The 22485-nt window shown below is 64.1% G+C and carries 23 protein-coding genes, 1 tRNA gene and 1 pseudogene; 15 read left to right on the forward strand and 10 right to left on the reverse strand.

Features of this window, described 5'->3' with window-relative positions:
* Positions 1-122 precede the first annotated feature (122 nt).
* The 3 genes from IVB45_RS01040 to rplU all read right to left on the reverse strand — a co-directional run bounded on the left by IVB45_RS01040 (position 123) and on the right by rplU (position 1631).
* On the reverse strand, positions 123-716 hold the full coding sequence (locus IVB45_RS01040) for a GNAT family N-acetyltransferase (protein ID WP_247358153.1): 594 nt from the start codon (positions 714-716) through the stop codon (positions 123-125).
* 155 nt (positions 717-871) lie between these two features.
* Positions 872-1141, reverse strand: coding sequence for a 50S ribosomal protein L27 (gene rpmA, locus IVB45_RS01045; protein ID WP_018459863.1), 270 nt, complete (start codon positions 1139-1141; stop codon positions 872-874).
* Positions 1142-1238: 97 nt separating this feature from the next.
* Positions 1239-1631 carry a 50S ribosomal protein L21 gene (rplU, locus tag IVB45_RS01050; protein WP_027566432.1) on the reverse strand — a complete coding sequence of 131 codons (393 nt, stop codon included), beginning with the start codon at positions 1629-1631 and terminating at the stop codon, positions 1239-1241.
* 332 nt (positions 1632-1963) lie between these two features.
* Between rplU and IVB45_RS01055 the strand changes: the two genes are divergently transcribed.
* Both IVB45_RS01055 and IVB45_RS01060 read left to right on the forward strand, forming a co-directional pair.
* Positions 1964-3091 carry an ROK family protein gene (locus tag IVB45_RS01055; RefSeq protein ID WP_247284901.1) on the forward strand — a complete coding sequence of 376 codons (1128 nt, stop codon included), beginning with the start codon at positions 1964-1966 and terminating at the stop codon, positions 3089-3091.
* Between the two features lie 416 nt (positions 3092-3507).
* A tRNA-Ser gene (locus tag IVB45_RS01060) sits at positions 3508-3597 on the forward strand.
* A gap of 44 nt (positions 3598-3641) precedes the next feature.
* On the opposite strand, the gene IVB45_RS01065 is transcribed toward IVB45_RS01060, so the two are convergent.
* Positions 3642-4553 carry a LysR family transcriptional regulator gene (locus IVB45_RS01065; protein WP_247284819.1) on the reverse strand — a complete coding sequence of 304 codons (912 nt, stop codon included), beginning with the start codon at positions 4551-4553 and terminating at the stop codon, positions 3642-3644.
* Positions 4554-4666: 113 nt separating this feature from the next.
* Between IVB45_RS01065 and IVB45_RS01070 the strand changes: the two genes are divergently transcribed.
* The 3 genes from IVB45_RS01070 to IVB45_RS01080 all read left to right on the forward strand — a co-directional run bounded on the left by IVB45_RS01070 (position 4667) and on the right by IVB45_RS01080 (position 8423).
* Positions 4667-6307 carry an FAD-dependent oxidoreductase gene (locus IVB45_RS01070; protein ID WP_247358152.1) on the forward strand — a complete coding sequence of 547 codons (1641 nt, stop codon included), beginning with the start codon at positions 4667-4669 and terminating at the stop codon, positions 6305-6307.
* 94 nt (positions 6308-6401) lie between these two features.
* Positions 6402-7382: a tripartite tricarboxylate transporter substrate binding protein gene (locus tag IVB45_RS01075; RefSeq protein ID WP_247358151.1), complete on the forward strand. Its 981-nt coding sequence runs from the start codon at positions 6402-6404 to the stop codon at positions 7380-7382.
* Positions 7383-7562: 180 nt separating this feature from the next.
* On the forward strand, positions 7563-8423 hold the full coding sequence (locus IVB45_RS01080) for a DMT family transporter (RefSeq protein ID WP_247358150.1): 861 nt from the start codon (positions 7563-7565) through the stop codon (positions 8421-8423).
* Between the two features lie 7 nt (positions 8424-8430).
* Here the strand turns inward: IVB45_RS01080 and IVB45_RS01085 are convergent, their stop codons facing one another.
* Positions 8431-9645, reverse strand: a complete 1215-nt coding sequence (locus tag IVB45_RS01085; RefSeq protein WP_247358149.1) for an EAL domain-containing response regulator — start codon at positions 9643-9645, stop codon at positions 8431-8433.
* A gap of 365 nt (positions 9646-10010) precedes the next feature.
* Between IVB45_RS01085 and IVB45_RS01090 the strand changes: the two genes are divergently transcribed.
* Positions 10011-10235 carry a hypothetical protein gene (locus IVB45_RS01090; protein ID WP_247358148.1) on the forward strand — a complete coding sequence of 75 codons (225 nt, stop codon included), beginning with the start codon at positions 10011-10013 and terminating at the stop codon, positions 10233-10235.
* A gap of 37 nt (positions 10236-10272) precedes the next feature.
* Here IVB45_RS01090 and IVB45_RS01095 read toward each other — a convergent pair whose 3' ends face one another.
* Complete coding sequence (locus IVB45_RS01095; RefSeq protein WP_247358147.1) at positions 10273-11436, reverse strand: hypothetical protein; 1164 nt, start codon at positions 11434-11436, stop codon at positions 10273-10275.
* A 340-nt stretch (positions 11437-11776) separates the two neighbouring features.
* On the opposite strand from IVB45_RS01095, the gene IVB45_RS01100 reads away from it, so the two are divergent.
* Complete coding sequence (locus IVB45_RS01100; RefSeq protein ID WP_247358146.1) at positions 11777-12400, forward strand: helix-turn-helix transcriptional regulator; 624 nt, start codon at positions 11777-11779, stop codon at positions 12398-12400.
* Positions 12401-12483: 83 nt separating this feature from the next.
* Here IVB45_RS01100 and IVB45_RS01105 read toward each other — a convergent pair whose 3' ends face one another.
* The 3 genes from IVB45_RS01105 to IVB45_RS01115 all read right to left on the reverse strand — a co-directional run bounded on the left by IVB45_RS01105 (position 12484) and on the right by IVB45_RS01115 (position 14090).
* Positions 12484-12732 (reverse strand): hypothetical protein, encoded by a 249-nt coding sequence (locus IVB45_RS01105; RefSeq protein ID WP_027566442.1) that lies wholly within the window; start codon positions 12730-12732, stop codon positions 12484-12486.
* A 123-nt stretch (positions 12733-12855) separates the two neighbouring features.
* Positions 12856-13233: an Hpt domain-containing protein gene (locus tag IVB45_RS01110; RefSeq protein WP_247358145.1), complete on the reverse strand. Its 378-nt coding sequence runs from the start codon at positions 13231-13233 to the stop codon at positions 12856-12858.
* A gap of 158 nt (positions 13234-13391) precedes the next feature.
* Complete coding sequence (locus tag IVB45_RS01115; RefSeq protein WP_197031102.1) at positions 13392-14090, reverse strand: Crp/Fnr family transcriptional regulator; 699 nt, start codon at positions 14088-14090, stop codon at positions 13392-13394.
* Positions 14091-14767: 677 nt separating this feature from the next.
* Between IVB45_RS01115 and IVB45_RS01120 the strand changes: the two genes are divergently transcribed.
* From IVB45_RS01120 to IVB45_RS01150, 7 genes are all read left to right on the forward strand, one after another.
* Complete coding sequence (locus IVB45_RS01120) at positions 14768-15250, forward strand: response regulator (RefSeq protein WP_247358144.1); 483 nt, start codon at positions 14768-14770, stop codon at positions 15248-15250.
* A 424-nt stretch (positions 15251-15674) separates the two neighbouring features.
* Positions 15675-18488 (forward strand): hybrid sensor histidine kinase/response regulator, encoded by a 2814-nt coding sequence (locus IVB45_RS01125; RefSeq protein ID WP_247363328.1) that lies wholly within the window; start codon positions 15675-15677, stop codon positions 18486-18488.
* A gap of 30 nt (positions 18489-18518) precedes the next feature.
* Positions 18519-18992, forward strand: a complete 474-nt coding sequence (locus tag IVB45_RS01130; RefSeq protein WP_247807541.1) for a chemotaxis protein CheW — start codon at positions 18519-18521, stop codon at positions 18990-18992.
* Between the two features lie 31 nt (positions 18993-19023).
* Positions 19024-19410: a response regulator gene (locus IVB45_RS01135; protein WP_027568377.1), complete on the forward strand. Its 387-nt coding sequence runs from the start codon at positions 19024-19026 to the stop codon at positions 19408-19410.
* 60 nt (positions 19411-19470) lie between these two features.
* Entirely contained in the window at positions 19471-20352 is an 882-nt protein-coding gene (locus IVB45_RS01140; RefSeq protein ID WP_247363184.1) for a protein-glutamate O-methyltransferase CheR, read from the forward strand.
* A 2-nt stretch (positions 20353-20354) separates the two neighbouring features.
* A complete protein-coding gene (locus IVB45_RS01145; RefSeq protein ID WP_027568375.1) occupies positions 20355-20669 on the forward strand; it encodes a hypothetical protein in 315 nt (104 codons plus the stop codon).
* 140 nt (positions 20670-20809) lie between these two features.
* The gene (locus IVB45_RS01150; RefSeq protein ID WP_027568374.1) at positions 20810-21313 is read left to right on the forward strand and encodes a response regulator; all 504 of its coding nucleotides are present in this window, start codon (positions 20810-20812) and stop codon (positions 21311-21313) included.
* A gap of 49 nt (positions 21314-21362) precedes the next feature.
* On the opposite strand, the pseudogene IVB45_RS01155 reads toward IVB45_RS01150, so the two are convergent.
* Positions 21363-21616, reverse strand: a pseudogene (locus tag IVB45_RS01155) (hypothetical protein).
* A 185-nt stretch (positions 21617-21801) separates the two neighbouring features.
* On the opposite strand from IVB45_RS01155, the gene IVB45_RS01160 reads away from it, so the two are divergent.
* A complete protein-coding gene (locus IVB45_RS01160) occupies positions 21802-22437 on the forward strand; it encodes a response regulator (protein WP_007604420.1) in 636 nt (211 codons plus the stop codon).
* Positions 22438-22485 lie beyond the last annotated feature (48 nt).

Here is a 22485-nt window from a genome sequence, read left to right on the forward strand (position 1 = left end):
GCCGGGACCCATACCCACAGGGTGCAGTTTTGCGAAGATTCGGAGTGGGAGCCTTAGCGTCACAAACAGTTGTGGCTATGGGTCCCGGCCTTCGCCGGGACGACATGTGGTGAGCGTTGGGCCTACCTCACGCGCCTCGCACTGCTCCAGCTCTTCAGCGACGCCCAGACGCCGCGCGAGAGCCGGAAGCAGTCGACCGGCGTGGACGAGCCCAGCGCCAGGAAGCGATGCAGCTGGACGCCGCTCCACTGGAAGCCGCATTTCTCCAGCACGTTGCGCGAAGCCGGGTTGGTGACGCGCGCGCCTGCATAGAGATGATCGTCCTCGAACTCCTCGAAGAAGAAGTCGATCGCGCCGCGCGCGGCCTCGGTGGCAAAGCCGCGGCCCCAATGCTCGACGCCGAGCCAATAGCCGAGCTCGGCATTGCCGGGCGTCGAGCAGTCGATGCCGACCATGCCGATGGGGCCGCTGTCATGCTCGATCAGGAACACGGTCTCGCCGCCGGGCACGGCGGTGGCGCGGATGAAGGCGACGGCGTCGTCCTGCGAATAGGGATGCGGGAGGCGCCTTGTGTTTTCGGCAACGCGAGGATCGTTGGCGAGGAGGGCGATGGTCCTGACGTCGGCGAGGGTCGGCCGCCGCAACGTCAGCCGCTCGGTGGCGACGACGCTCGGTCTCGCCTCCCGCAAGGTCACGCTCGAAAAATCCTGCAACATGTCCGGCTCCGTCGAAGTCACTAAAGTGAAAAGTGAGCACGCAAACGAAAGGGGAGGCCGGTTTCCCGCCTCCCCTGGAGCCTTCGATCTCTTTGATCTCAAGGACTCCGCCGGTTCGGTCTGGGACCCGGCGGACTCCAAATTTGATCCACCGTCTATTCAGCCGCCTCTGCGAGCGGGAGCACCGAGATGAAGGTGCGGCCGTTGGCTTTGGCCTGGAACGTTACGCGGCCCTCGATCTTGGCGAACAAGGTGTGGTCCGTGCCCATGCCGACATTAAGGCCGGGATGCCAGGTGGTGCCGCGCTGACGCGCAATGATGTTGCCGGGAATCACAACTTCCCCGCCGAACGCCTTGATACCGAGGCGCTTGCCCTTGGAATCGCGACCGTTGCGCGATGAACCGCCTGCTTTTTTGTGAGCCATGGCTCGTCTCCGAAATCCTGAGTATTTCTAGATCAATTCCTTGACGGAATCATTTCACAATTTCTCACGCATCAATTCGTGATGGCGCGTGATCAAATTATGCGGCGGCCTCTTCGGTCGTGGTCTCTGGCTTGACGACCTTTTCCCGCTTCGGACGCGGCCCCTTGGTGGGCTTGGCGCCGTCCGTCAGGATCTCCGAGATGCGCAGCACCGTGATCTCGTCGCGATAGCCGCGCTTGCGGCGCGAGTTCTTGCGGCGGCGCTTCTTGAAAGCGATGACCTTGGGACCGCGCTTGTGATCGAGCACCTCGACCGCGACGGAGGCGCCGGCGACCGTGGGCAGACCCAGGATCGGCGTGTCGCCGCCGACTAGGAGAACTTCATTGAGCTGCACGATCGAGCCGACTTCGCCTTCGATCTTGCCTACTTCCAGGACATCATCCGGAACGACGCGGTACTGCCGGCCGCCGGTTTTGATGACTGCGAACATCGTTGTTTTCCTTCGTGTTCATTCCCGGCCTCGCGACATGGTGTCGGGGCCGGCTTTTTGTCAGTCGTTATGGGTTTATGCGAGTTTTGTGCGGGCGGGAGTTATCCCTTTGAAAACCCACGCAAAAACAAGCGGCGCGAGAAACGCCCCGCGCCGGTTGGGGGATTTATAGCCGCTGACCGCACGGAGTCAAGGAAAAGCCGGCGAAAACGGCCCGATTTGAAGCATTTAGGCCCGATCCGGCCCCGCAGGCGAATTTCGGACCGCGCCGCAACCAACAGGTTCCCCCGCCGTTGTCCCGGCGAAATCAGGACACGGGCAAGGGGCTTACCATGGCAACAGACGAGCTGGTCAAGACGACGACGGGCATCGCCCATCACGGCGCCGAGCGGCTGCCCTCGGTGGATATCGACAGCTTCAACATTGAGATGAAGGACGAGGACGGCTTCATCGGCGACCGCGCCAGCAAGGGCGCGTTCCGCGAGATACTCGAGCGCTGGCGCAAGCCGCTGCGCAAGTCCGGCGAGGACCCGTTCGGCAAGGAGCCGTCCGACGAGATCAGCAAGAAGACGCTGGACGCCATCCTGGTCGGCGACGACACCGAGGCCTGGGCGGTGGTGCATAGCGCCATCGAGGACTTCGCCCAGGAACTTGCTTACGTCACCCGCCGCTTCCTCAAGTCCAAGGCCTGGGCCAAGACCGAGCGCATCGTGGTCGGCGGCGGCTTTCGCGATTCCCGGCTCGGCGAGCTCGCGATCGCGCGCACCGAGATCATCCTCATGTCCGAGGATTTCAAGATCGACATGGTGCCGATCCGTCATCATCCCGACGAAGCCGGCCTGATCGGCGCGCTGCATCTGGCGCCGTCATGGATCTTCGAGGCCCATGACAGCATCCTCGCCGTCGATATCGGCGGCACCAACATCCGCTGCGGCCTGGTGGAGACCAGCTGGAAAAAGGCAAAAGACCTGTCGAAAGCCAAGGTCGTGAAGTCCGAGCTGTGGCGTCATGCCGACGACGAGCCGACGCGCGAAGGCGCGGTGAAGCGGCTCACCAAGATGCTGAAGGGGCTGATCACCGAGGCCGAAAAGGAAGGCTACAAGCTGGCGCCGTTCATCGGCATTGCCTGTCCCGGCGTGATCAACGCGGACGGCTCCATCGAGAAAGGCGCGCAGAACCTGCCGGGCAATTGGGAGAGCAGCAAATTCAACCTGCCGGCGAGCCTGCTCGAGGGCATCCCGCAGGTCGGCGAGCACGACACCGCGATCCTGATGCACAATGACGGCGTGGTTCAGGGCCTCTCCGAGGTGCCGTTCATGCAGGACGTCGATCGCTGGGGCGTGCTCACCATCGGCACCGGCCTCGGCAATGCCCGCTTCACCAACCGCCGCAAGGACAACGGCAAAGACGGGGATTCCACGGGCAACGGGAAGAAAAAGGGCAAGTCCGACAAGGAGTAACCTTGACTGGTTAGGTTAAGGACCGGATTGCGTTGCGGTGCACGGGCCGCACGCTACGGTCGGAACCGTCGCCTCACCTGGCCGGCGAAGCCGCCCTTCCCAGCCAGTATTTTAATGAGCGGCACGGGACCGCCAGTGTTTACCGCGTCTGGCGGTCCCACCCCGCCTTTGCGGGTACCAGTGATTCGGGCACCGACGTGCCGCATCGGGCTTGCGCCGGGTCAGTGGCGAACGGCTCAGGCCCATTCCCGCGCAAACCCCCGCCGAAATCCGTGATCGCCCCCGATCATCACCGTGACATCGTGGGTCAGCCGGAAAACCGGCCCGATTTTCGCCCTCCCAGCCTTGTCTGGCCCGCCATCCTCGCCTATTAACGCCCGAACCACAGGGGCCATGCTCCTTACTTGGCGCCTTCAGGAGAGGTGGCAGAGTGGTCGAATGCACCGCACTCGAAATGCGGCATAGGTGCAAGCCTATCGGGGGTTCGAATCCCTCCCTCTCCGCCAACATCATCCGCCACAACAAAACGGCTTACAGAAAGCTCGATAGATCAGTCTGATCTTGCCGGCTCTCGCTCCGACAGCACCGTCCGCGCCGTCGCCACAAACGCCTGCGCGGCTGGCGACAACGTCCGCCCCTGGCGCTGCAGCAGCGACACCGGGCGGGTGATGGCAGGGCGTATCAGCGGTTTTGCGATCAGAGTCGGAAATTGATCCGCCGGCAGCATCGTCGCAGGAAGGATCGCGAGGCCGAGGCCCTGCGCCGTCATGGCGAGTGCGGTATTGATCAGCGTCACTTCATAGGTTGGGTTGAGGTGCTTGCCCTGGGTGCCCAGCGCCTGATCGATCTGCATGCGAATCCGCGTCTCGCCCCGCATCGCGATCGTGGGCATCTGAGCCAACTCGTCCCATGTCAGCGCGCGGCGTGCCGCGAAGTCGGCGGTGCGCCGGCCGATGGCGCTCAGGCGGCCGCGGGTCAGCGTCTCGATCGTCAGCTCCGCGAAGTCTCCCTCGACGCTGCCGATCGCGAACTCCGCATCCGTCGCGCTCAGACGCGGAACGAGATCGTCGGCGGCGACGTCGCGCATGTCGATTTCGATGTCGGGATAGCCTGCCCGGAATTTAGCGAGCACCGAGGGCAGCAGTGCCGATGCGGTACCGGCTGAGGCGAGAAACGCGACCCGGCCGGCGCGCGCCTGCGCCAGGTCGCGCATGCGCCGCGACAGGCCCAGCGCATCACCCAGCATGCGTTCGGCGGCGTGAACTGCCTCGTCAGCAGCCAGCGTCGGCTGCACCGAACGCGTGGAGCGATCGAACAGTTTAACGCCGAGCTGCGCTTCGAGCTGCTGGATCAATAGGCTCGCCGCCGATTGCGTGATTCCCAGCTCGCGCGCGGCCCGCGTGATGCTGCGCGTCCGGTACACGCCGGTGAAGGCCTGCAATTGCCGCAAGGTGACGTTCATAGGCAAAGCTCATGAATTGATGAGTTCTTTCCGGCTTATCACATAAGCGAGCATGCAATAAAATGCATGCCGTGGACGGTGAAGTCGCGATCGCCAAGGGATCGGAAACGAACATGAGAACACAGGTGCTGGTGGTGGGCGCCGGGCCCGTCGGATTGACGGCGGCGATGGATCTGGCATCCCGTGGGATCGACGTCGTGGTCGCGGAGATCCGCCAAGCCGGCGATCCGCCCAGCGTCAAATGCAACCACGTCTCGGCGCGTTCGATGGAGATCTTCCGCCGGCTCGGCGTCGCCGCAAAGCTGCGCGACGCAGGCCTGCCCGCAGATTTCCCGAACGACTGCTCCTACCGGACCACGGCGACCGGCATCGAGCTGTGCCGCATCGACATTCCCTCGCGCGCACGCCGCTACAGCGCCACCGGTGGCCCCGATACCTGGTGGCCGACGCCGGAGCCGCCGCACCGGATCAACCAAGTCTATCTCGAGCCGATCCTATTCAGCCATGCCGCCGCTCAGTCGCGCATCACCATTTTGGCGCGCACGGAAATCACGGACATCGAGCAGAATGACGACCATGTGGTCGCACTGGCGCGCGACCTCGACAGCGGAAGCTCGCTCCGCATCGAGGCATCCTTTGTGATCGGTTGCGATGGCAGCCGTTCCCTGGTTCGCAAATCGATCGGCGCCAACCTGTCCGGCACGCCGGTGATCCAGCGGGTGCAATCGACCTTCATCGAAGCGCCGCAGCTCAAGGAGCTGATGGGCGCGCACAAGCCAGCCTGGATGGTGCTCTCGCTCAACCCGCGACGCTCAGGCACGACGGTGGCGATCGACGGTCGTGACCGCTGGCTGATCCACAATCACCTGAAGCCAGACGAGCCCGAATTTGATTCGGTCGATCGGCACTGGGCCATCCGCGCCATTCTCGGCGTCGACGAGCGCTTCGAATACCGCGTCCTCAGCAAGGAGGACTGGGTCGGCCGCCGGCTTGTCGCCGATCGCTTCCGCGACCGCAGGGTCTTCATCTGCGGCGACGCCGCGCATCTGTGGATGCCATATGCGGGCTACGGCATGAATGCGGGCATTGCGGACGCCGTCGACCTGTGCTGGCAGGTGGCGGCGCATCTGAACGGGTGGGCGCCGGCTTCGATCCTCGATGCCTACGAGGCGGAGCGTCAGCCCATCACCGAACAGGTGTCGCGCTTTGCCATGGAGCATGCGATGAAGATGATGGCGCAGCGTGGCGGAGTCTCCGCGGAGATCGAGGACGACACGCCGCGCGGCCACGCGGCGCGCGCAGCGTTGGCCAGGGCGGCCTACGACCTCAACGTGCAGCAATATTGCTGCGCCGGATTGAACTTCGGCTACTATTACGATGCCTCGCCGATCATTGCCTATGACGGCGAGACGCCGCCGGCCTACGCGATGGGCAGCTTCACGCCCTCCACCGTGCCGGGCGCTCGCGCGCCGCACCTGTTTCTGCGGGACGGGCGATCGCTCTACGATGCCTTCGGCACCGGCTACACTTTGCTGCGGTTCGATCCGGCGATCGATGTGGCGCCATTGAAGTCTGCCGCAGAGCAGCGCGGCATTCCGCTCGCGCTGGTCGACATCGCGCCAGACGAAGCGAACGGCGCGTATGCCGAGAAGCTGGTGCTGGCGCGGCCCGATCAGCACATCGCCTGGCGCGGGCAGGCTGCGCCCGCGGACCCACAAGGCTTGCTGACGCGCATTACTGGTGCTTCGGCGTAAGGCGATTTGAAGCGGACGGTCTCGCGGCGAAGTCCGTCAGGACGTGGTTTACAAAGTCGTGGTTCACAAACAAGAACGCACCGGGGAGGGAAACGTGTTTCACGTTGCAAGCCGCCGCATTTTGGCCGTGCTGACGGCCGCGAGTTTCGCCGTGCTGCCGTTGGAAGCGAGCCGAGCGGCCTATCCCGAGCAATTGATCAAGATCATCGTGACCTTTCCGCCTGGCGGCAGCGCCGATACCGTCATCCGCGCGCTCGAACCGCTGGTCACTGCCGAGCTCAAACAGGGTCTCGTGATCGAGAACCGCGCGGGTGCTGGAGGCAACATCGGCATGGCCGCGGTCGCGCAGGCCAAGCCCGATGGCTATACGCTCGGCGTCGCGCCGGCAGGCAGTCTGACGGTGAATCCGCATCTCAATTCGTCGATGCCGTTCGATCCGAAGGATCTTGCGCCGATCACCCTGCTCGCGGAAATTCCCTTCGTGCTGGTTGCGTCCGCGAACGTGCCGGCGCATACGGTCGCGGAAACGATCGCGCTCGCCAAGGCCAGGCCGGGCGCGTTGTCAATCGGGCATGGCGGCAATTCGACGGCCATGCACTTGACCGCGGCACTGTTCACGCAGAAGACCGGGATCGCCATGGAGTTGGTCCCTTATCGCGGGACCGCGCCGGCGACGGTCGACGTTCTCGCAGGCCATGTCCCCTTCGCGGTGCTGGATATCCCCGCATCGAGGCAACTGATCCTCGAAGGCAAGCTCAACGCCATCGGTGTGTCGTCTGCCCAGCGTCTTTCGTCCTTGCCCGATGTGCCGACACTCGCCGAGAGCGGGATTGCGGGTTTCGAATCCGTTGGCTGGTTCGGGCTGGTTGCTCCGGCCGGCACGCCAGTCGATATCGTCGGCCGGTTGAACGAAGCCTTCGGAAAAGCCCTGAAGGACCCTTCGGTGGTCGAGAAGATCCGGACGCTTGGCGCAGAGCCTGCGCCGACCTCGCCCGAGCAGTTCAGCCGCTTCATCCAAAGCGAAAGCTCGAAATGGGGAAAGCTGATCAGTGAAGCGGGCATCAAGGCGAATTAAGTGTCGCCCAGTCAGACGATTCCGCCCCGCGTAAGTCATTGATCTTGCAGCCCCGGTCTACTGTGCATGGGGTTGTTTTCGCGCGTTTTGTTGTTGGGCGTTGGAAAGCTTACAGGTAATCGTCACGCCGCCCCCGGCTGGTCTCTCCAGTTGGGATCCACCGACAAGGGCAAAACGCGCATGCAATCTTCCGGCAGCGGCTGGGGCAACGGGCTTCTTGGCGTCATCATCTTCAGCGGCTCGCTGCCGGCGACGCGCGTGGCGGTCGGCGGGTTTTCCGCGCTGTTCCTGACCTCGGTGCGCGCGGTCATCGCGGCGCTGATCGGTGTGGCCGTGCTCGGCCTGCTCCGCCAGGCGCGGCCGGCGCGTGGGGATCTCGTCTCGCTCGCCATCGTCGCCATCGGCGTCGTGGTCGGTTTTCCCTTGCTGACGGCGCTCGCGCTCCAGCACATCACCTCGGCGCATTCGATCGTCTTCATCGGGCTCTTGCCGCTGTCGACCGCGATCTTCGGCGTGCTGCGCGGCGGCGAACGGCCGCAGCCGATGTTTTGGCTGTTCGCTATCCTGGGCAGCGCCACGGTCGCGGGCTTTGCCCTCTCCAACGACGGCACCGCATCGCTCACCGGCGATCTGCTGATGGTCGCGGCGATCGTGCTGTGCGGGCTCGGCTATGCCGAAGGCGCAGCGCTGTCGCGCCGCCTTGGCGGCTGGCAGGTGATCTCCTGGGCGCTGCTGCTGTCGCTGCCGCTGATGCTGCCCGTCGCTATTCTAACCTGGCCGTCGACATGGAGCGGCATCGGCGTGCCCGCCTGGATCGGGCTCGCCTACGTCTCGATCTTCAGCATGTTCGTCGGTTTCATCTTCTGGTACCGCGGGCTCGCGCTCGGCGGCATTGCCCGCGTCGGCCAGTTGCAGCAGCTCCAGCCGTTCTTCGGCCTTGCGCTTGCCGGCTTGCTTCTGCACGAACCGGTCGCCTGGAGCATGATCGTCGCGACCGCGCTGGTGGTCGCATGTGTCTTCTTCGCGCGGCGGTTTGCCTGAGGCCGCCTCACGCGCCCCCCATCACCGTCCGCGTCAGCGTGCTCCGCGCAAACTTCTTCAGCGGCATCGGCTTGCCGAACAGAAAACCCTGCACGAGGTCGAAGCCGAGCTCGTTCGCGGTGACCAGGTCGGCGCGGCTCTCGACGCCCTCGGCGACGGCGCGCACGCCATAGCCGTGCGAAAGCTCGACGATGTGGCGGCACACCGTGCGCTTGAGGCGATCGGTGCCGCTGCCGGTGACGAAGTGCCGGTCGGCCTTCAGCTTGATGAAGGGAATTTTGCCCAAGTCCATCAGCGATGGCCAGTTGGCGCCGAGATTGTCGATCGACAGGCCGATATTGTGCAGACGCAGTTCGCGGGCGACCTCAACCATGAGATCGAGGTCGCGGATCGCCTCCTCGCTGTCGATCTCGATCGTCAGCCCGCCGAACGCCGGATGCGTCGGCACGCGGCGGCAGAGATCGCGCACGGCCTGCGGCTCCTTCAGATATGACGCCGGCAAGTTGATCGCGAGATCGACCGGGCTCTGCTGCTCCAGCAGATAGTGCCAGTCCTGCATGGCGCGCTCGATCACGAATTCGGAGAGGTCGCGCATATTCGGGTCGTGCTCTTCGGGGATGAAATAGGCGGGCGGCACCACGCCCCAGGTCGGATGCCGCATCCGCACCAGCGCCTCGGCGCTATTGCGGATCAGCGTGCGCGCGTCGATCTTGGGCTGGTACCAGAGCTCGAGCCAGCCGGCGTGCAGGGCCTCGCCGACGTGCACGGCGGGGCTCGGCGCCGGCTCCTCGGGCAACAGCATCGCGACGCGGTCGCGCAGCGTCTCCGCGGCAAACGGCGTGGTCAGCGGCGGCAGCATCTTGAGGCCGTATTCCTCGCCGACCTGCTGCACGGCCCTGACGATGATCGACTCGCGGGCGCCCACAGTCAGAACCCTGCCGTCGAAGGCCTCGCGCACCAGCGTCTCCAGAAATTTGCCGGGCTCGATGCCGTCGGCGGCGATGCCGAGCAGGATCAGGTCGGGCAATTCGCTCGTCAGCACGCTCTGCAGCTCCTCGGCGCTGGCGCATTCGGTGGTGACGAAGCCGAGATCCTCCAGCACTTCCGCGAGAAACGCGCGAAGATGGCGCTTGCCGTCGGCGACGCATGCGCGCGGCTTCACCTTTCGCCGTCCGAAGGTCTTCGGCCTTCGTTCGGCGAGTTCTACAATGTCGTCGTTCATCGCAAGCACTCCCGTTCCGTGCCGGTGTGTTAGCGACGTGAGCAGTTTCAAATATGGAAGGCTTCAGTCGATCGTCGAATTATCTGGGTAACGTTAAAGCACCCATCATGTCTAAAATTGTCTGGGTCTCGTTCGAGAAGTTTTTACGTCTGCCCGCGCATCGGGCGCAGGGTTGCGACAATCACGAGAGATTTCGCGACGTGCAGTAAGGCTGCATGCGCGCGCACTGTCCTGCAATTGGACCAAGCCGCGCGCGCCTCGCCCAATTGAATAATGGAGCGCCTCAATTGCGCGTCATGCGCGCATTTTTCCCGGTTCGCTCGTGACGGTTCTGCGACAATGCGTCGGTGCGCGCTGGCGCCAATGTGAAGCACATCACAAGCGGATTGCTGCAGGTGCGCTATTGCTCTGGCAGCCGGTGGTGGGCTGTCGAGGATCGCAGCAATGACGTCGCGGCGAATAATGTATTGGTGGTTCAGGTTCGTGCTGTCAGGACGATTTCTCGATCGCTTCCTGTGCCTGCCGCGCGCGCACTGAGCATGATCCGGAAAAGTGTGCAGCGGTTTTCCGACAAGATCATGCTCAACTGACAAGCTAAAGCGCGCCAGGCGCGCTTTAGTCGCGGGATCAGGTTTGGCCGATCAGCTTGCGCAACGCGGCCGCGCCGTCCTCGATCACGTCGCGTCCCTTCCAGGCCAGATAGGACAGCTTTCCGCCGAGCGTGTCGTGGCTGCGTAGCCGGCGCGAGCCGAGAATGTGGCCGACATTGGAGGGGAAGCGGCTCACCTCGGCGGACACCAGCGCCGCGATCGCGTCCATCAATTGCTGGAGCCGAATGCCCCATTCGCAATGTTCGATGCCGTCGATCCGCACCTTGAGCGCATATTCGGTGTCGTAGATCTCGGCGAGCAGGTCGCGCGCAATCAGCACCCGGTTGTGCCGGAGCGCGATGCGCAAGGCGAGGCGCCTGTCGTCGAGCTGGTCGAGCACCATGTGAACGACGCAGGCATAGGGCGTGGCTGCGACATCGGCGGCGCTCTTGCTCGCGGCGGCCTTGGTGGCAAGGCGCACCAATTGCCAGAACGTCTTCAGCCGCTTGGCCACCAGCGTGAGCGCGAACGGCAGCGCCTCGGGATGGGCCTTCTTGAAGGCGTCCAATCGTGCGGTGATCTGATCAACGGTGCCGTCGTCGAATTTCGCGATCTTCTCGGGCAGCTTTTCGCTGAACTTCGGCAGCGCGGCGCCAGCGCGCAGCACATGTTGCATCTTCTTCACGTCGTCGAAGGCGGTGCGCGATGCCGTATATTGCGCGAGCTTGCCGCGCGCGAACTCGGTGCTCTCCGCTGATGCGAGGGTGCTCTCGAGAACCTTGACGACCTTGGTCTGGAAGGTCGATGCGATCTTCAGCACTTCCTTCTGGTTGTTGGCGGCGACCTGGTCGCTGATCGCCTTGATGTAGTCGCGCGCCATGGTCGGCAGCAGGTCGCGGCAGATCCACTCCCAGATCGGGGTGAGTGTGTTGCGCGAGATCCGCCCCACATTGGCATGCTCGGGCGCGCCGTCGATCAGAAGCAGCTCGAGCGGCGCAAAGAAATGGCGCGAGGGACTGGTGGCGCGCGCCTGGTTCGATCCGTCCTTGCGAAACTCGGCGCGCAACCGGGACTGGAGGTCGGACGAGCCCGGCATGTCGATGCCGCAAAGCTCAAGCCGTTCGAGTTCGCTGAGCAGGCAGCTGCGCGACAGGGGCGTCAGCTTCTGCAAGAAGTTCGATAGCTGGTCGATCTCGTTCATGGCACGCAATCTTCCGCAACGATTCCAGCAGGCCTATCGGCTGCATGCATGGAGGCATTTGCGCGCTCTCAATTGCGACATAGAGAAGCAAGCCGCCGTTAATATATCGGTAAAATCCGGCGCCGGAGGTATTCGGCGCCGATCGGATCGTTAAGAAGGCTTCGGGTCATCAGCCCATCATTGGGGCAGTTTCGGCAACCTGAGACTGTTGAGGGGCGTTGCCACTCAAGCATAAAGTGTGCCTGTGCCGGCGTTTCAGCACAAAACTGCCAAATTCACCGTAGTCTTACGGAGCAAAAAGTTAACTACAGATCGCGTGGGGTTCCGCTAAACGAGTGACATGGGGTCACAGAATGACACGGCCACTGATTCGCGGCCGTCGGAATGGTACGAAAGCAACGCCGCTCCGACTGAAGAGCTCGATGTCGTCCGCCTGAACGCCGCCCGCGCCAAGGCCGCCGACGAAATGGCCGCCGCCATCGCTCGCGAGCTCAACGGTCCCCTCACGGCGCTCCTGCTCTACATGGGCGAGATCAAGCATCACAGCGATCAGCTCGCGCCGGTGACAGGCGACCGTGCCTATTTGCAGCGGGTCGTGGAGAATGCGCTGGTGCAGACCGAGCGGGTTTGTGGCCTCGTCAAACAGCTTGCCGGTTCTCACACGGGTGGCCTGCCGATCGCGTCCATGGCCGAGGACGCCGAATCGAAGCTCGCGCGCGCACCACAGCCGCAGCGCCTGCCGAGCGCCGAAATGCTCGGCCTGTCAGGCCAGAAGCGGCTGACCAAGCGCGAGCGCGAGGTGCTGAGGCTGATCAGCGAGGGATATTCGAACAAGCAGGGTGCGCTTCGGATGCAGATCAGCCCGCGCACCTTCGAGAGCCATCGCGCCGAGGCGATGCGCAAGCTCGGCGCGCGCAACACGGCGGACCTCGTCCGTGCGGCGCTGCTGCATTCGATCGACTGAAGGCTCTTGCCTCGGCCAGCCCGCCAGCGGCGAGGGCCACGCGTGAGAGATTTCTCGAGAAAAACCCGCGGCTCCGATCGTGCTCAGAAATAATCTTCGGCGAAGGGACGCGTGCGCGACGAGGGCCGCAGCGGCTTGAGCTCTTCCTTCGGCGCGTTGGGAATGATCGTGATGGTCCAGCGGGGCGGCATGCTCGATTCCTGCTCCAGCACCGAGCGCACGAAGCCGGTCACCGTCTCCTCGCCAGCGGCCACCGTTGCCATCCGGCCGTTGAACTGTGCGATGCGGAAGCGACGAACTTCTTTCTGATCCGCGGTCTCGTAGGTGAACATGGAAACCCTCCTGGTTTCCGGCGACTATCGCTGCCTATGATTAGCCATCTGTGAAAATCCCAAGCCGTAGAAGTACGGCGGACATGCACGCGTGAGTGGTTACGGCGTTTTCGAGCGAGCGCGTCAGCCCTCCGGCTCCTGCGCGCGCCCAGCGGCATAGGCCGCGTCCATCAGGTCCAGGAGGTCGCGAAATCCGGCGTCGCCAAGGCTCTCCGCGGTCTTCTCCAGCCGCAGCGCGAGCGCCGCGAGCCGGACATAGCCGAACGTCCCGGCCGCGCTCTTCAGCGAATGCGCTTCGCGCGCGATCCTGCCGTGATGCTGCGCGAGCGCGAGCGTGCGGAACAATTGCAGGCGCGCGCAGGTGTCGCTCCAGAACACGTCGCGCACTTCGCAAGCACCGTCCTCGCCGATCTCGCGCACCAGCGCCTGATATGCGCCCGGCTCGCGCGCGGGCTCGGCATCAAGCGCTGTCTGCGCCGGCGCGGCGGTGACTTCGAACATGGTTTGGCCTGCCTTGATCACGGTTCGTTTGCCGCCGGCCCGGACAGGCGCGCGCGGCACGTTGCTTGTCTACGGCATCCGGATTTCAGTTCCGGTAGCAGGACAATCCGTGTTTGCGGGCCGGAATTAGCGGACGGTTTACCACGCCGCAGCACCAGTCAGCGCGGGCCGAGCAGCCGGTCATACTGCGCCTTCACGGTGGCGTAGCATTCGCACGCCGTCTGGCGCAGGCCGTCCAGGTTGAGGATCTGGATGTGTCCGCGGCTGTAGTGAATGAAATTCGCCTGCTGCAAGGTATTGGCGACCAGCGACACGCTGTTCCGCCGAGCGCCGATCATCTGCGCCATCGCCTCCTGCGTCAGCAGCAGCCGGTAGTCGCCGGAGAGGTCATGGGTGTGCAACAGGCAGCGCGACAGCCGCGCCTCTACTGGATGGGCGGCGTTGCACCCCGCGGTCTGCTGCACCTGCGCGTAGACCGCCAGCCCGTGACGCGTGAGCAGCGTCCGCAGGGTGCCGCTCTGGTCGGCCGCGACGCGCAGCCGATCGAGATCCATCATCGAGGCGGAGCCGGGAACCAGCACGATGGCCGTGTTCAGCGCGCAGGCATCGCCCATGGTCGAGAGCGTTCCGAGCAGGCTGTCGCGGCCGATCATGGCGACTTGCACGTGCTCGCCCCTGGCGAGCTCCACCACCAGCGAGATGACGCCGCGATGGGGAAAGTAGGCGCGCTTGAGCGTTTCGCCGGTCTCGACCAGCACCGCCTCATGCGGCAGGTCGCCCGTACGCAGGTGCGGACGGATCAATTCGTAATCGTCTGCCGACAGCGCGGACAGGAAACCGTTGGAGGAACGCACCATCGTTTCCAAAGTAGCCTCCCGTCTTCCGGACCAGCGGGCCGCAGCACACGAAACTGCTTGCCGCCCGGCCAAGTTCCATCATGTTCCCGTCGGGATATGTTGGCAATTGGGACAAGTTGTCCGATCGGTGATCGCCGCCGCGACGCCGCCCTCCCCCAAGACAGATTCCCTGATCATTCCCCGGTACCGATCCGGGAACCCAGCAGATCCAGATTGTCGGCTGGCGCATCGGGTTTGGAGGATGGTCGCGGTCATGGCTGATCCGACGCATTTCGAAGTGATCCGCGCCGCGTCCGATTCGTCATTCAGTTGCGCGACAACAAAATGTATTATAATGGTTGTGTTGCTCCGCGTATACCTGTTGGGGGGCAGACGGCCGGTTCATTTGCGGCGGAAATGAGAATGGCACGCTGATTCGCTCATAAGCCTGCGCGCCAGCCTGCAAGGGTTGCGCAGGTAAAAGCGGCAAGGGGCCTTCATGAGCCGGAAGCATTGCATCCGCACTGCCATCGGACGCCGGGCGATCCGTGCACCCTCGCTGGTCGGACGAGTGGCTACCGTCCTCAAACATTGCTTCGAATCTTGGTGCCGCGTGGCCGCAGATTTCGCGCCCATCGTCTTCCCCGCTCCGCCAAGCAGGTTCTCAACAGTCCATTTCTCGAGCAAAGGAGCATGGCGTGCGCCACGGTTCAATTATTGAATCGCCAAATCGGGAAGCTCAAACGGGGACAGAAGGTCTGCGCCATATTCTCGTCGTCGACGACGACCCGATGGTCTGCATGGCCATCGAGGTCTATCTCCAGCGCAACGATTTCCGGGTGACGATCGCCGAAGGAGGTGAAGCCGGACTTCGCGCGCTCGAACACGAGCAGTTTGATCTGATGATCATCGATATCTTCATGCCGCACATGCGCGGGTTCGAATCGGTCAGGATCTTTCACGAGCGGGCGCCGGCCGTTCCGCTGATTGCGATGTCCGGCTACGCGTTCGCAAATTTGAATTCGCCAGCTCCCGATTTCCTCCGGATGGCGCTGGAACTCGGTGCGGCGCGGTGTCTGCGCAAGCCGTTCACGCCGCACGCGCTGCTCGCCGCCATCAACGATTGCCTGGCGGAGCACCGTCCCCACGGCGACCTCGCCTCGGCCGCGCGCCTGGGTTAGCGCCGACACCGGCCGCAGTGGACGCCGGTAACGGATCGTTTACCGCAAATGCGGGTCTTGCGTATCCCGGCAGAGCACCAAGCGAACGTGGCGGGACCGCCCCGGATTGCAGGCGGCTCGATACAATTCCGCGAAGACCGCGCATATCGTCCTTCACGAGCTGGGCTTTCCCGCGCGCCTGGTCCCGCTGTTATCGGCACGTTCACCTCACGCGTCTCGCCGTTGCGGCGTGGTGACGGTTTGCCGAAAAACGCTGTCGTATGCGGTCGAACGGCAAACTTGTCTTCAATATCCGTATTAGCACGGAGGATGAAATTAACGGGACCGTGAAAGGGGATGTCTAACGATCCAAGGCGGGGACTTCCGTTCATGCCAAGCGTGGCTCGGGCGTCGAGTCCAGATCCAGGTCAGTAAGGCGTAGCTCATGGATGATCTGTTGCGGGAGTTTTTGACGGAAACCAGCGAGAGCCTGGACACCGTGGACAATCAGCTGGTGAAGTTCGAGCAGGAGCCGAACAACGCCAAGATCCTGGATAACATCTTCCGCCTGGTCCACACCATCAAGGGCACGTGCGGCTTCCTCGGATTGCCGCGACTTGAAGCGCTGGCGCATGCCGGCGAGACGTTGATGGGCAAATTCCGTGACGGCATGCCGGTGACCGGGCAGGCGGTGACGGTGATCCTGTCCTCGATCGACCGCATCAAGGAAATTCTGGCCGGGCTGGAGGCGACCGAGGCCGAGCCCGAGGGTACCGACCGCGACCTCATCGACAAGCTGGAAGCGATGGTTGAGCAGGGCATGGCGGCAATGTCAGGCTCGGCGCAGCCGATGCCGGCCGGTGCTGCTGCTCCCGTGGCCGAGGCGCCGCCGCTGGTGCCGGAAGCACCTGTCGCCGTTGAAGCCGCGCCTGCAAAAGACATGACCTCCGGCGTGCTGGCCGACCAGAGCCTGGAGCGTCCGCTGCGTCCGGGCGAAGTCTCGCTCGACGAGCTTGAGCGCGCCTTCCGCGAGACCGCGATCGAAGTCCCGGCCCCGGTTGCCAAAGCCGAAGTCAAGGCCGAGCCCCAGCCTGCCGCTGAAGCGCCAGTGCCTGTCGCCAAAGAGGCCAAGGCGCCCAAGGACAAGGCCGCGCCGAAGAAGTCGATCGCCGAGGAGGGCGCCGGCGAGGGAGCCAGCATCGCCAACCAGTCGATCCGCGTCAACGTGGATACGCTGGAGCATCTGATGACCATGGTCTCCGAGCTGGTGCTGACCCGCAACCAGCTGTTGGAGATCTCCCGCCGCAACGAGGACACCGAGTTCAAGGTGCCGTTGCAGCGGCTGTCCAACGTCACCGCCGAGCTGCAGGAAGGCGTCATGAAGACGCGCATGCAGCCGATCGGCAATGCCTGGCAGAAGCTGCCCCGCATCGTTCGCGACCTCTCGAGCGAACTCGGCAAGCAGATCGAGCTGGAGATGCACGGCGCCGACACCGAGCTCGATCGCCAGGTGCTCGACCTGATCAAGGACCCGCTCACCCACATGGTGCGCAACTCCGCCGACCATGGCCTGGAGACCCCGGCCGAGCGTCTCGCCGGCGGCAAGGGCGAGCAGGGCACCATCCGCCTGTCCGCCTATCACGAGGGCGGCCACATCATCATCTGCATCGCCGACAACGGCCGCGGCCTGAACACCGACAGGATCAAGGCCAAGGCGATCTCCTCAGGTCTGGTCACCGAGGCCGAGCTCGAGAAGATGAGCGAAGCCCAGATCCACAAGTTCATCTTCGCGCCGGGCTTCTCCACCGCTGCCGCCATCACCTCGGTGTCGGGACGCGGCGTCGGCATGGACGTGGTGCGCACCAATATCGACCAGATCGGCGGCACCATCGACATCAAGTCGGTGGCCGGTGAAGGCTCCTCCGTCACCATCAAGATCCCGCTGACGCTGGCCATCGTCTCCGCGCTGATCGTGGAAGCCGCCGGCGACCGCTTTGCGATCCCGCAGCTCTCCGTGGTCGAGCTGGTGCGGGCCCGCGCCAACTCGGAGCACCGCATCGAGCGCATCAAGGACACCGCGGTGCTCAGGCTGCGCAACAAGCTGCTGCCGCTGATCCATCTCAAGAAGCTGCTCAAGATCGACGACGGCGCCGTCTCCGATCCCGAGAACGGCTTCATCGTGGTGACCCAGGTCGGCAGCCAGACCTTCGGCATCGTCGTCGACGGCGTGTTCCACACCGAAGAAATCGTGGTCAAGCCGATGTCGACGAAACTGCGTCACATCGACATGTTCTCGGGCAATACCATCCTGGGCGACGGCGCGGTCATCATGATCATCGACCCCAACGGCATTGCCAAGGCGCTCGGCGCCGCCGGCTCCTCGGCCCATGACATGAACAACGAGAACGGGACGCACAGCATCGGAAGCGGCGAGCAGACCACCTCGCTGCTGGTGTTCCGCGCCGGCTCGTCCCAGCCCAAGGCGGTCCCGCTCGGGCTCGTCACGCGCCTGGAAGAGCTCCCGGCCGACAAGATCGAGTTCTCGAACGGTCGCTACATGGTGCAGTACCGCGAGCAGCTGATGCCGCTCGTCGCCATGGAGAGCGTCACCATCGCGAGCCAGGGCGCCCAGCCGATCCTGGTGTTCTCCGATGACGGCCGCTCCATGGGCCTCGTCGTCGACGAGATCATCGACATCGTCGAGGAACGGCTCAACATCGAGGTCGGCGGATCCTCCTCCGGCATTCTCGGCTCGGCCGTGATCAAGGGCCAGGCCACCGAAGTGATCGACGTCGGCCACTTCCTGCCGATGGCGTTCTCCGACTGGTTCACCCGCAAGGAGATGAAGCCGTCGCTGCACTCGCAATCGGTGTTGCTGGTCGACGACTCGGCGTTCTTCCGCAACATGCTGGCTCCGGTGCTCAAGGCCGCCGGCTACCGCGTCCGCACCGCGCCGACCGCGCAGGAGGGCCTGGCCGCGTTGCGCGCGCAGACCTTCGACGTGGTCCTGACCGACATCGAGATGCCCGACATGAACGGGTTCGAGTTTGCCGAGACCATCCGCTCCGACAGCAATCTGGGCGCGATGCCGATCATCGGGCTCTCCGCGCTGGTGTCGCCGGCGGCGATCGAGCGCGGCCGTCAGGCCGGCTTCCACGACTATGTCGCCAAGTTCGACCGTCCCGGTCTGATCGCGGCGCTGAAGGAACAGACCGCGGGCGCCGCCGGTGCCTCCGAGCTGAGCCGCGCAGCAGCGTAACCCCAGCGGGATGGATCAGGAGATACGCACATGACCAAGAAGACCCAGTCCGGCGAAGGCGCCATGGTCGAATACGTCACCGCGATGATCGGCGGCCAGCTGTTCGGCCTGCCGATCTCCCGCGTCCAGGACGTGTTCATGCCCGAGCGCGTCACCCGCGTGCCGCTGTCCTCGCGCGAGATCGCGGGCGTGCTGAACCTGCGCGGCCGCATCGTCACCGTGGTCGACATGCGCGCCCGGCTCGGCCTGCCCAAGCCCGAGGACGGCAAGGTCCCGATGGCGGTCGGCGTCGACCTGCGCGGTGAATCCTATGGCCTCCTGATCGACCAGATCGGCGAAGTGCTGCGGCTCGCCGAGGACGGCATGGAAGAAAACCCCGTCAATCTCGACCCCCGCATGGCCAAGCTCGCCGGCGGTGTCCACCGTCTCGACGGCCAGCTCATGGTCGTCCTCGACGTCGACCGCGTCCTCGAGCTCAAGACCGAAGTGCAAATGGCTGCGTGAGCCCCAAAAACATCGAAGCCGGAGAACCAAAATGAAGACGTGTTTGGTGGTCGATGATTCCAGCGTCGTGCGCAAGATCGCACGCCGGATCCTGGAAGGCCTGGAATTCGAAGTCACGGAAGCCGAGGACGGCTCGAAGGCGCTTGAAGTCTGTCAGCGCAAGCTGCCCGACGCTGTGCTGCTGGACTGGAACATGCCGGTGATGGACGGCTTCGAGTTCATGGGCCACATGCGCCGACTGCCCGGCGGCGACCAGCCCAAGGTCGTGTTCTGCACCACCGAAAACAACGTGGCTCATATCGCTCAGGCGCTCAGCGGCGGCGCCAACGAGTACATCATGAAGCCCTTCGACAAAGACATCATCGCCGACAAATTCGCTGAAGTCGGCTTGATCCCGGTCGGACAAGCCATGGTCTGAGTTATCTGGCGGAGTGTTCCGGCCAGAGTGTTCCCAGTACAGCTTCCGAGAGGCCTATCAGTGACCCCGACCGAGTATGAGTATCTGCGTAAGTTCCTGAGGGATCATTCCGGGCTCGATCTGTCCGCAGACAAGCAATATCTGATTGAAAGCCGGCTGTTGCCGCTGGCGCGCAAGGCCGGGATCTCCGGCATCGGCGAGCTCGTGCAGAAGCTGCAAGGCGCTGGCTCGGGCGCGCTCGTCACCAGCGTGGTCGAGGCGATGACCACCAACGAGACCTTCTTCTTTCGCGACAAGGTCCCGTTCGATCATTTCCGCGACACCATCATGCCGGAGATCATCAAGGCGCGCGCCGGCCGCCGCAGCGTGCGCATCTGGTGCGCCGCCGGCTCGACCGGGCAGGAGCCCTATTCGCTGGCGATGAGCCTGAAGGAGATGGGGGCGGCCCTGACCGGCTGGCGCCTCGAGATCATCGCGACCGACCTGTCGCAGGAGGTGCTCGAGAAGGCCAAGGCCGGCATCTACAGCCAGTTCGAAGTGCAGCGTGGCTTGCCGATCCAGATGCTGATGAAATATTTCAAGCAGACCGGCGAGACCTGGCAGATCAATCCCGAGCTGCGGGCGATGATCCAGCACCGGCAGCTCAATCTGCTGCACGATTTCGCTCAGCTCGGCACCTTCGACGTCATCTTCTGCCGCAACGTGCTGATCTATTTCGACCAGGACACCAAGATCAACATCTTCAACCGCCTGGCTCGCCAGATCGAGGGAGACGGCTTCCTGGTGCTGGGCGCGGCCGAAACGGTGGTCGGACTGACCGATACGTTCAAGCCGATTCCGGAGAAGCGCGGTCTCTACAAGCCGAACGACCCGCGTGCCGCGACCGCCAAGCCGGCTCTTGCCGGCGCCGCGCCGCGCGTAGCGGTCATGGCAGGACGATAGGCATGGCCGAGGATGGCAAGGGCGCGGAACGCGTGACGTTCAGTCGGGGCTATGATGTCTGCATCATGGCCATCGACGGCACTTGGCGCCGCGACTGCAAGCTCAACGCGATCTCCGACACCGACGCCGTCCTGACGGTGGAAGGCTCGATTCAGGGCCTGAACCTGAAAGAGTTCTTCCTGCTGCTGTCGTCCACCGGCCTTGCCTACCGCCGCTGCGAACTGGTGCGCGTCAACGGCGTCGAAATGGACATCCAATTCCTGCGTGGCAAGAACCGGAAGAAGCGGGCCGCCGGTGGCCGTGACGAAGCGGCGTGATCTCCACCTGGTCTCGTCGCCGTTTGCCGCGAGGTTGGTTCACATTTGCTGAAACAACCGACTGAATTTGCCGTCGCAGCTTTACGTCGCCTAAGCGCGAACCGTGTATCCATTGCCGGTCTCAATCTCAGGATACCGCAATGCCCAGAAGCTCTTTCTCACCTCTCCCGTCAAACCTGCCCGACGGAGCCGAGCGGCGTGCACTTCAGCTTCTGGTGGTCGATGACGACGCCACGCAGCGCAGCCTGATCACGGTCGCGGCCAAGCAGGCCGGCCACGAAGTCAGCGTGGCGCCGTCCGTGGCCGAAGCGATCGAAAAGCTCCGCACCGCGCGCTTCGACTGCGTGACACTCGATCTCGTGCTGGAGGATGGCGACGGCATCGACGTGCTGGGCGAGATGGCGAAGGCGAAATTTGGCGGCGCCGTGATCGTCATCAGCGGCATGGACGGCAAGCGCCGCAGCGCCGCCCGCAGCTTTGCCCGTTCCGTCGGGATCGAGCTCCAGAGCCTGCCCAAGCCGCTGGATCTCGCCGCGTTGCGCATCAGCCTCGCCAACCTTGGCAAGACCGCGATGGGCCTGCCGGCGATCCACACCTGGGGTGGTGTCGCCACCGACGCGATCGTGGAGCGGCACCGCGCCTGAGCCGCCATGCGATGAAAGAATGCGGTCGCCGCGTCGCAGCGATCGCGATCTACACCGTGCTGCGGGCCTCCGACAGGCATTCCAGGGCGTGGCCAAGGCCGGCCCGGCAGGCGTCGAGAGCGGCGATCGCCGTGGATACCGCGGTCTGACATCGAAGAGCACGAAGACGTCGGCGGAACCTTCCGGATCGCTCCCGTGTTCTTGATCCATGGCTGTGGCGGTCCGGCGCATGGTGGTCTCGATCTGCGAGATCAGCATGCGAAGGTCAGCCGCAATCAGCTCACGGCTCTCGACCTCGGGCATTGCCACGAGAGGCGGCATAGCGGCCAAATTAGCATGGATATTCTCCGTCCCCTGCAATTAGGCGCCTCGCCGCTACTTGTGCGTTAAGTCCATGTCCCGTACAAATACGGTGGGCCGAATCCGCGCCGAACGCCATAACGGTTGGGGCGGACGCGAGTCCTTCATGCCAACCGGATGTGTGGCACATGGCCGAACAAAGCTCTCGCGGTGAAATCTTCGTGGTCGACGACGACGCTGCCGTTCGCGACACCTTGTCGATGGTGTTGAAGGCGGCTGGCTATGAGGTGATCTGTTTTGCGGACGGCGCAGCATTGCTCTCCGTCGCGCGAAGCCGCACACCTGCAGCGGTCCTGCTCGACGTGCACATTCCCGGCAAGTCGGGCCTCGATATTCTCAATGAGCTGCACGGGGAAGACTATCCGGCACCGATCTTCATGATCTCCGGACAGGGCGATATCGCGATGGCGGTGGGAGCCATCAAGAGCGGCGCGCTCGACTTCATCGAGAAGCCGTTCCGCGGCAGCGAGATCGTCGGCCGGCTCGACGAGGCGATCGGTGCTTATGCACGCAGGCAGTCAGAGAACGCGGCGCCGAAGTTCGGCTCGCTGCATTTCCCCGGGCGCGAGCCGTTGACGCGCAGGGAGCGCGAGGTGCTCGAGCAGTTCGCCGCCGGCGCCTCCAACAAGGAGGCCGGCCGCACGCTCGGCATCAGCCCGCGCACCATCGAGGACCATCGCGCCAACATCATGAAGAAGCTCGGTGCGCGCAATGCCGCCGATCTGATCCGCATCGTGATGACCGCGGCCCAGCGCGCGTCGTGAATTCCGTAGGTGACATTTCGTAGCCCGGATGAGCGAAGCGACATCCGG

The sequence above is a fragment of the Bradyrhizobium sp. 4 genome (assembly GCF_023100905.1).
Taxonomy (GTDB): Bacteria; Pseudomonadota; Alphaproteobacteria; order Rhizobiales; family Xanthobacteraceae; genus Bradyrhizobium.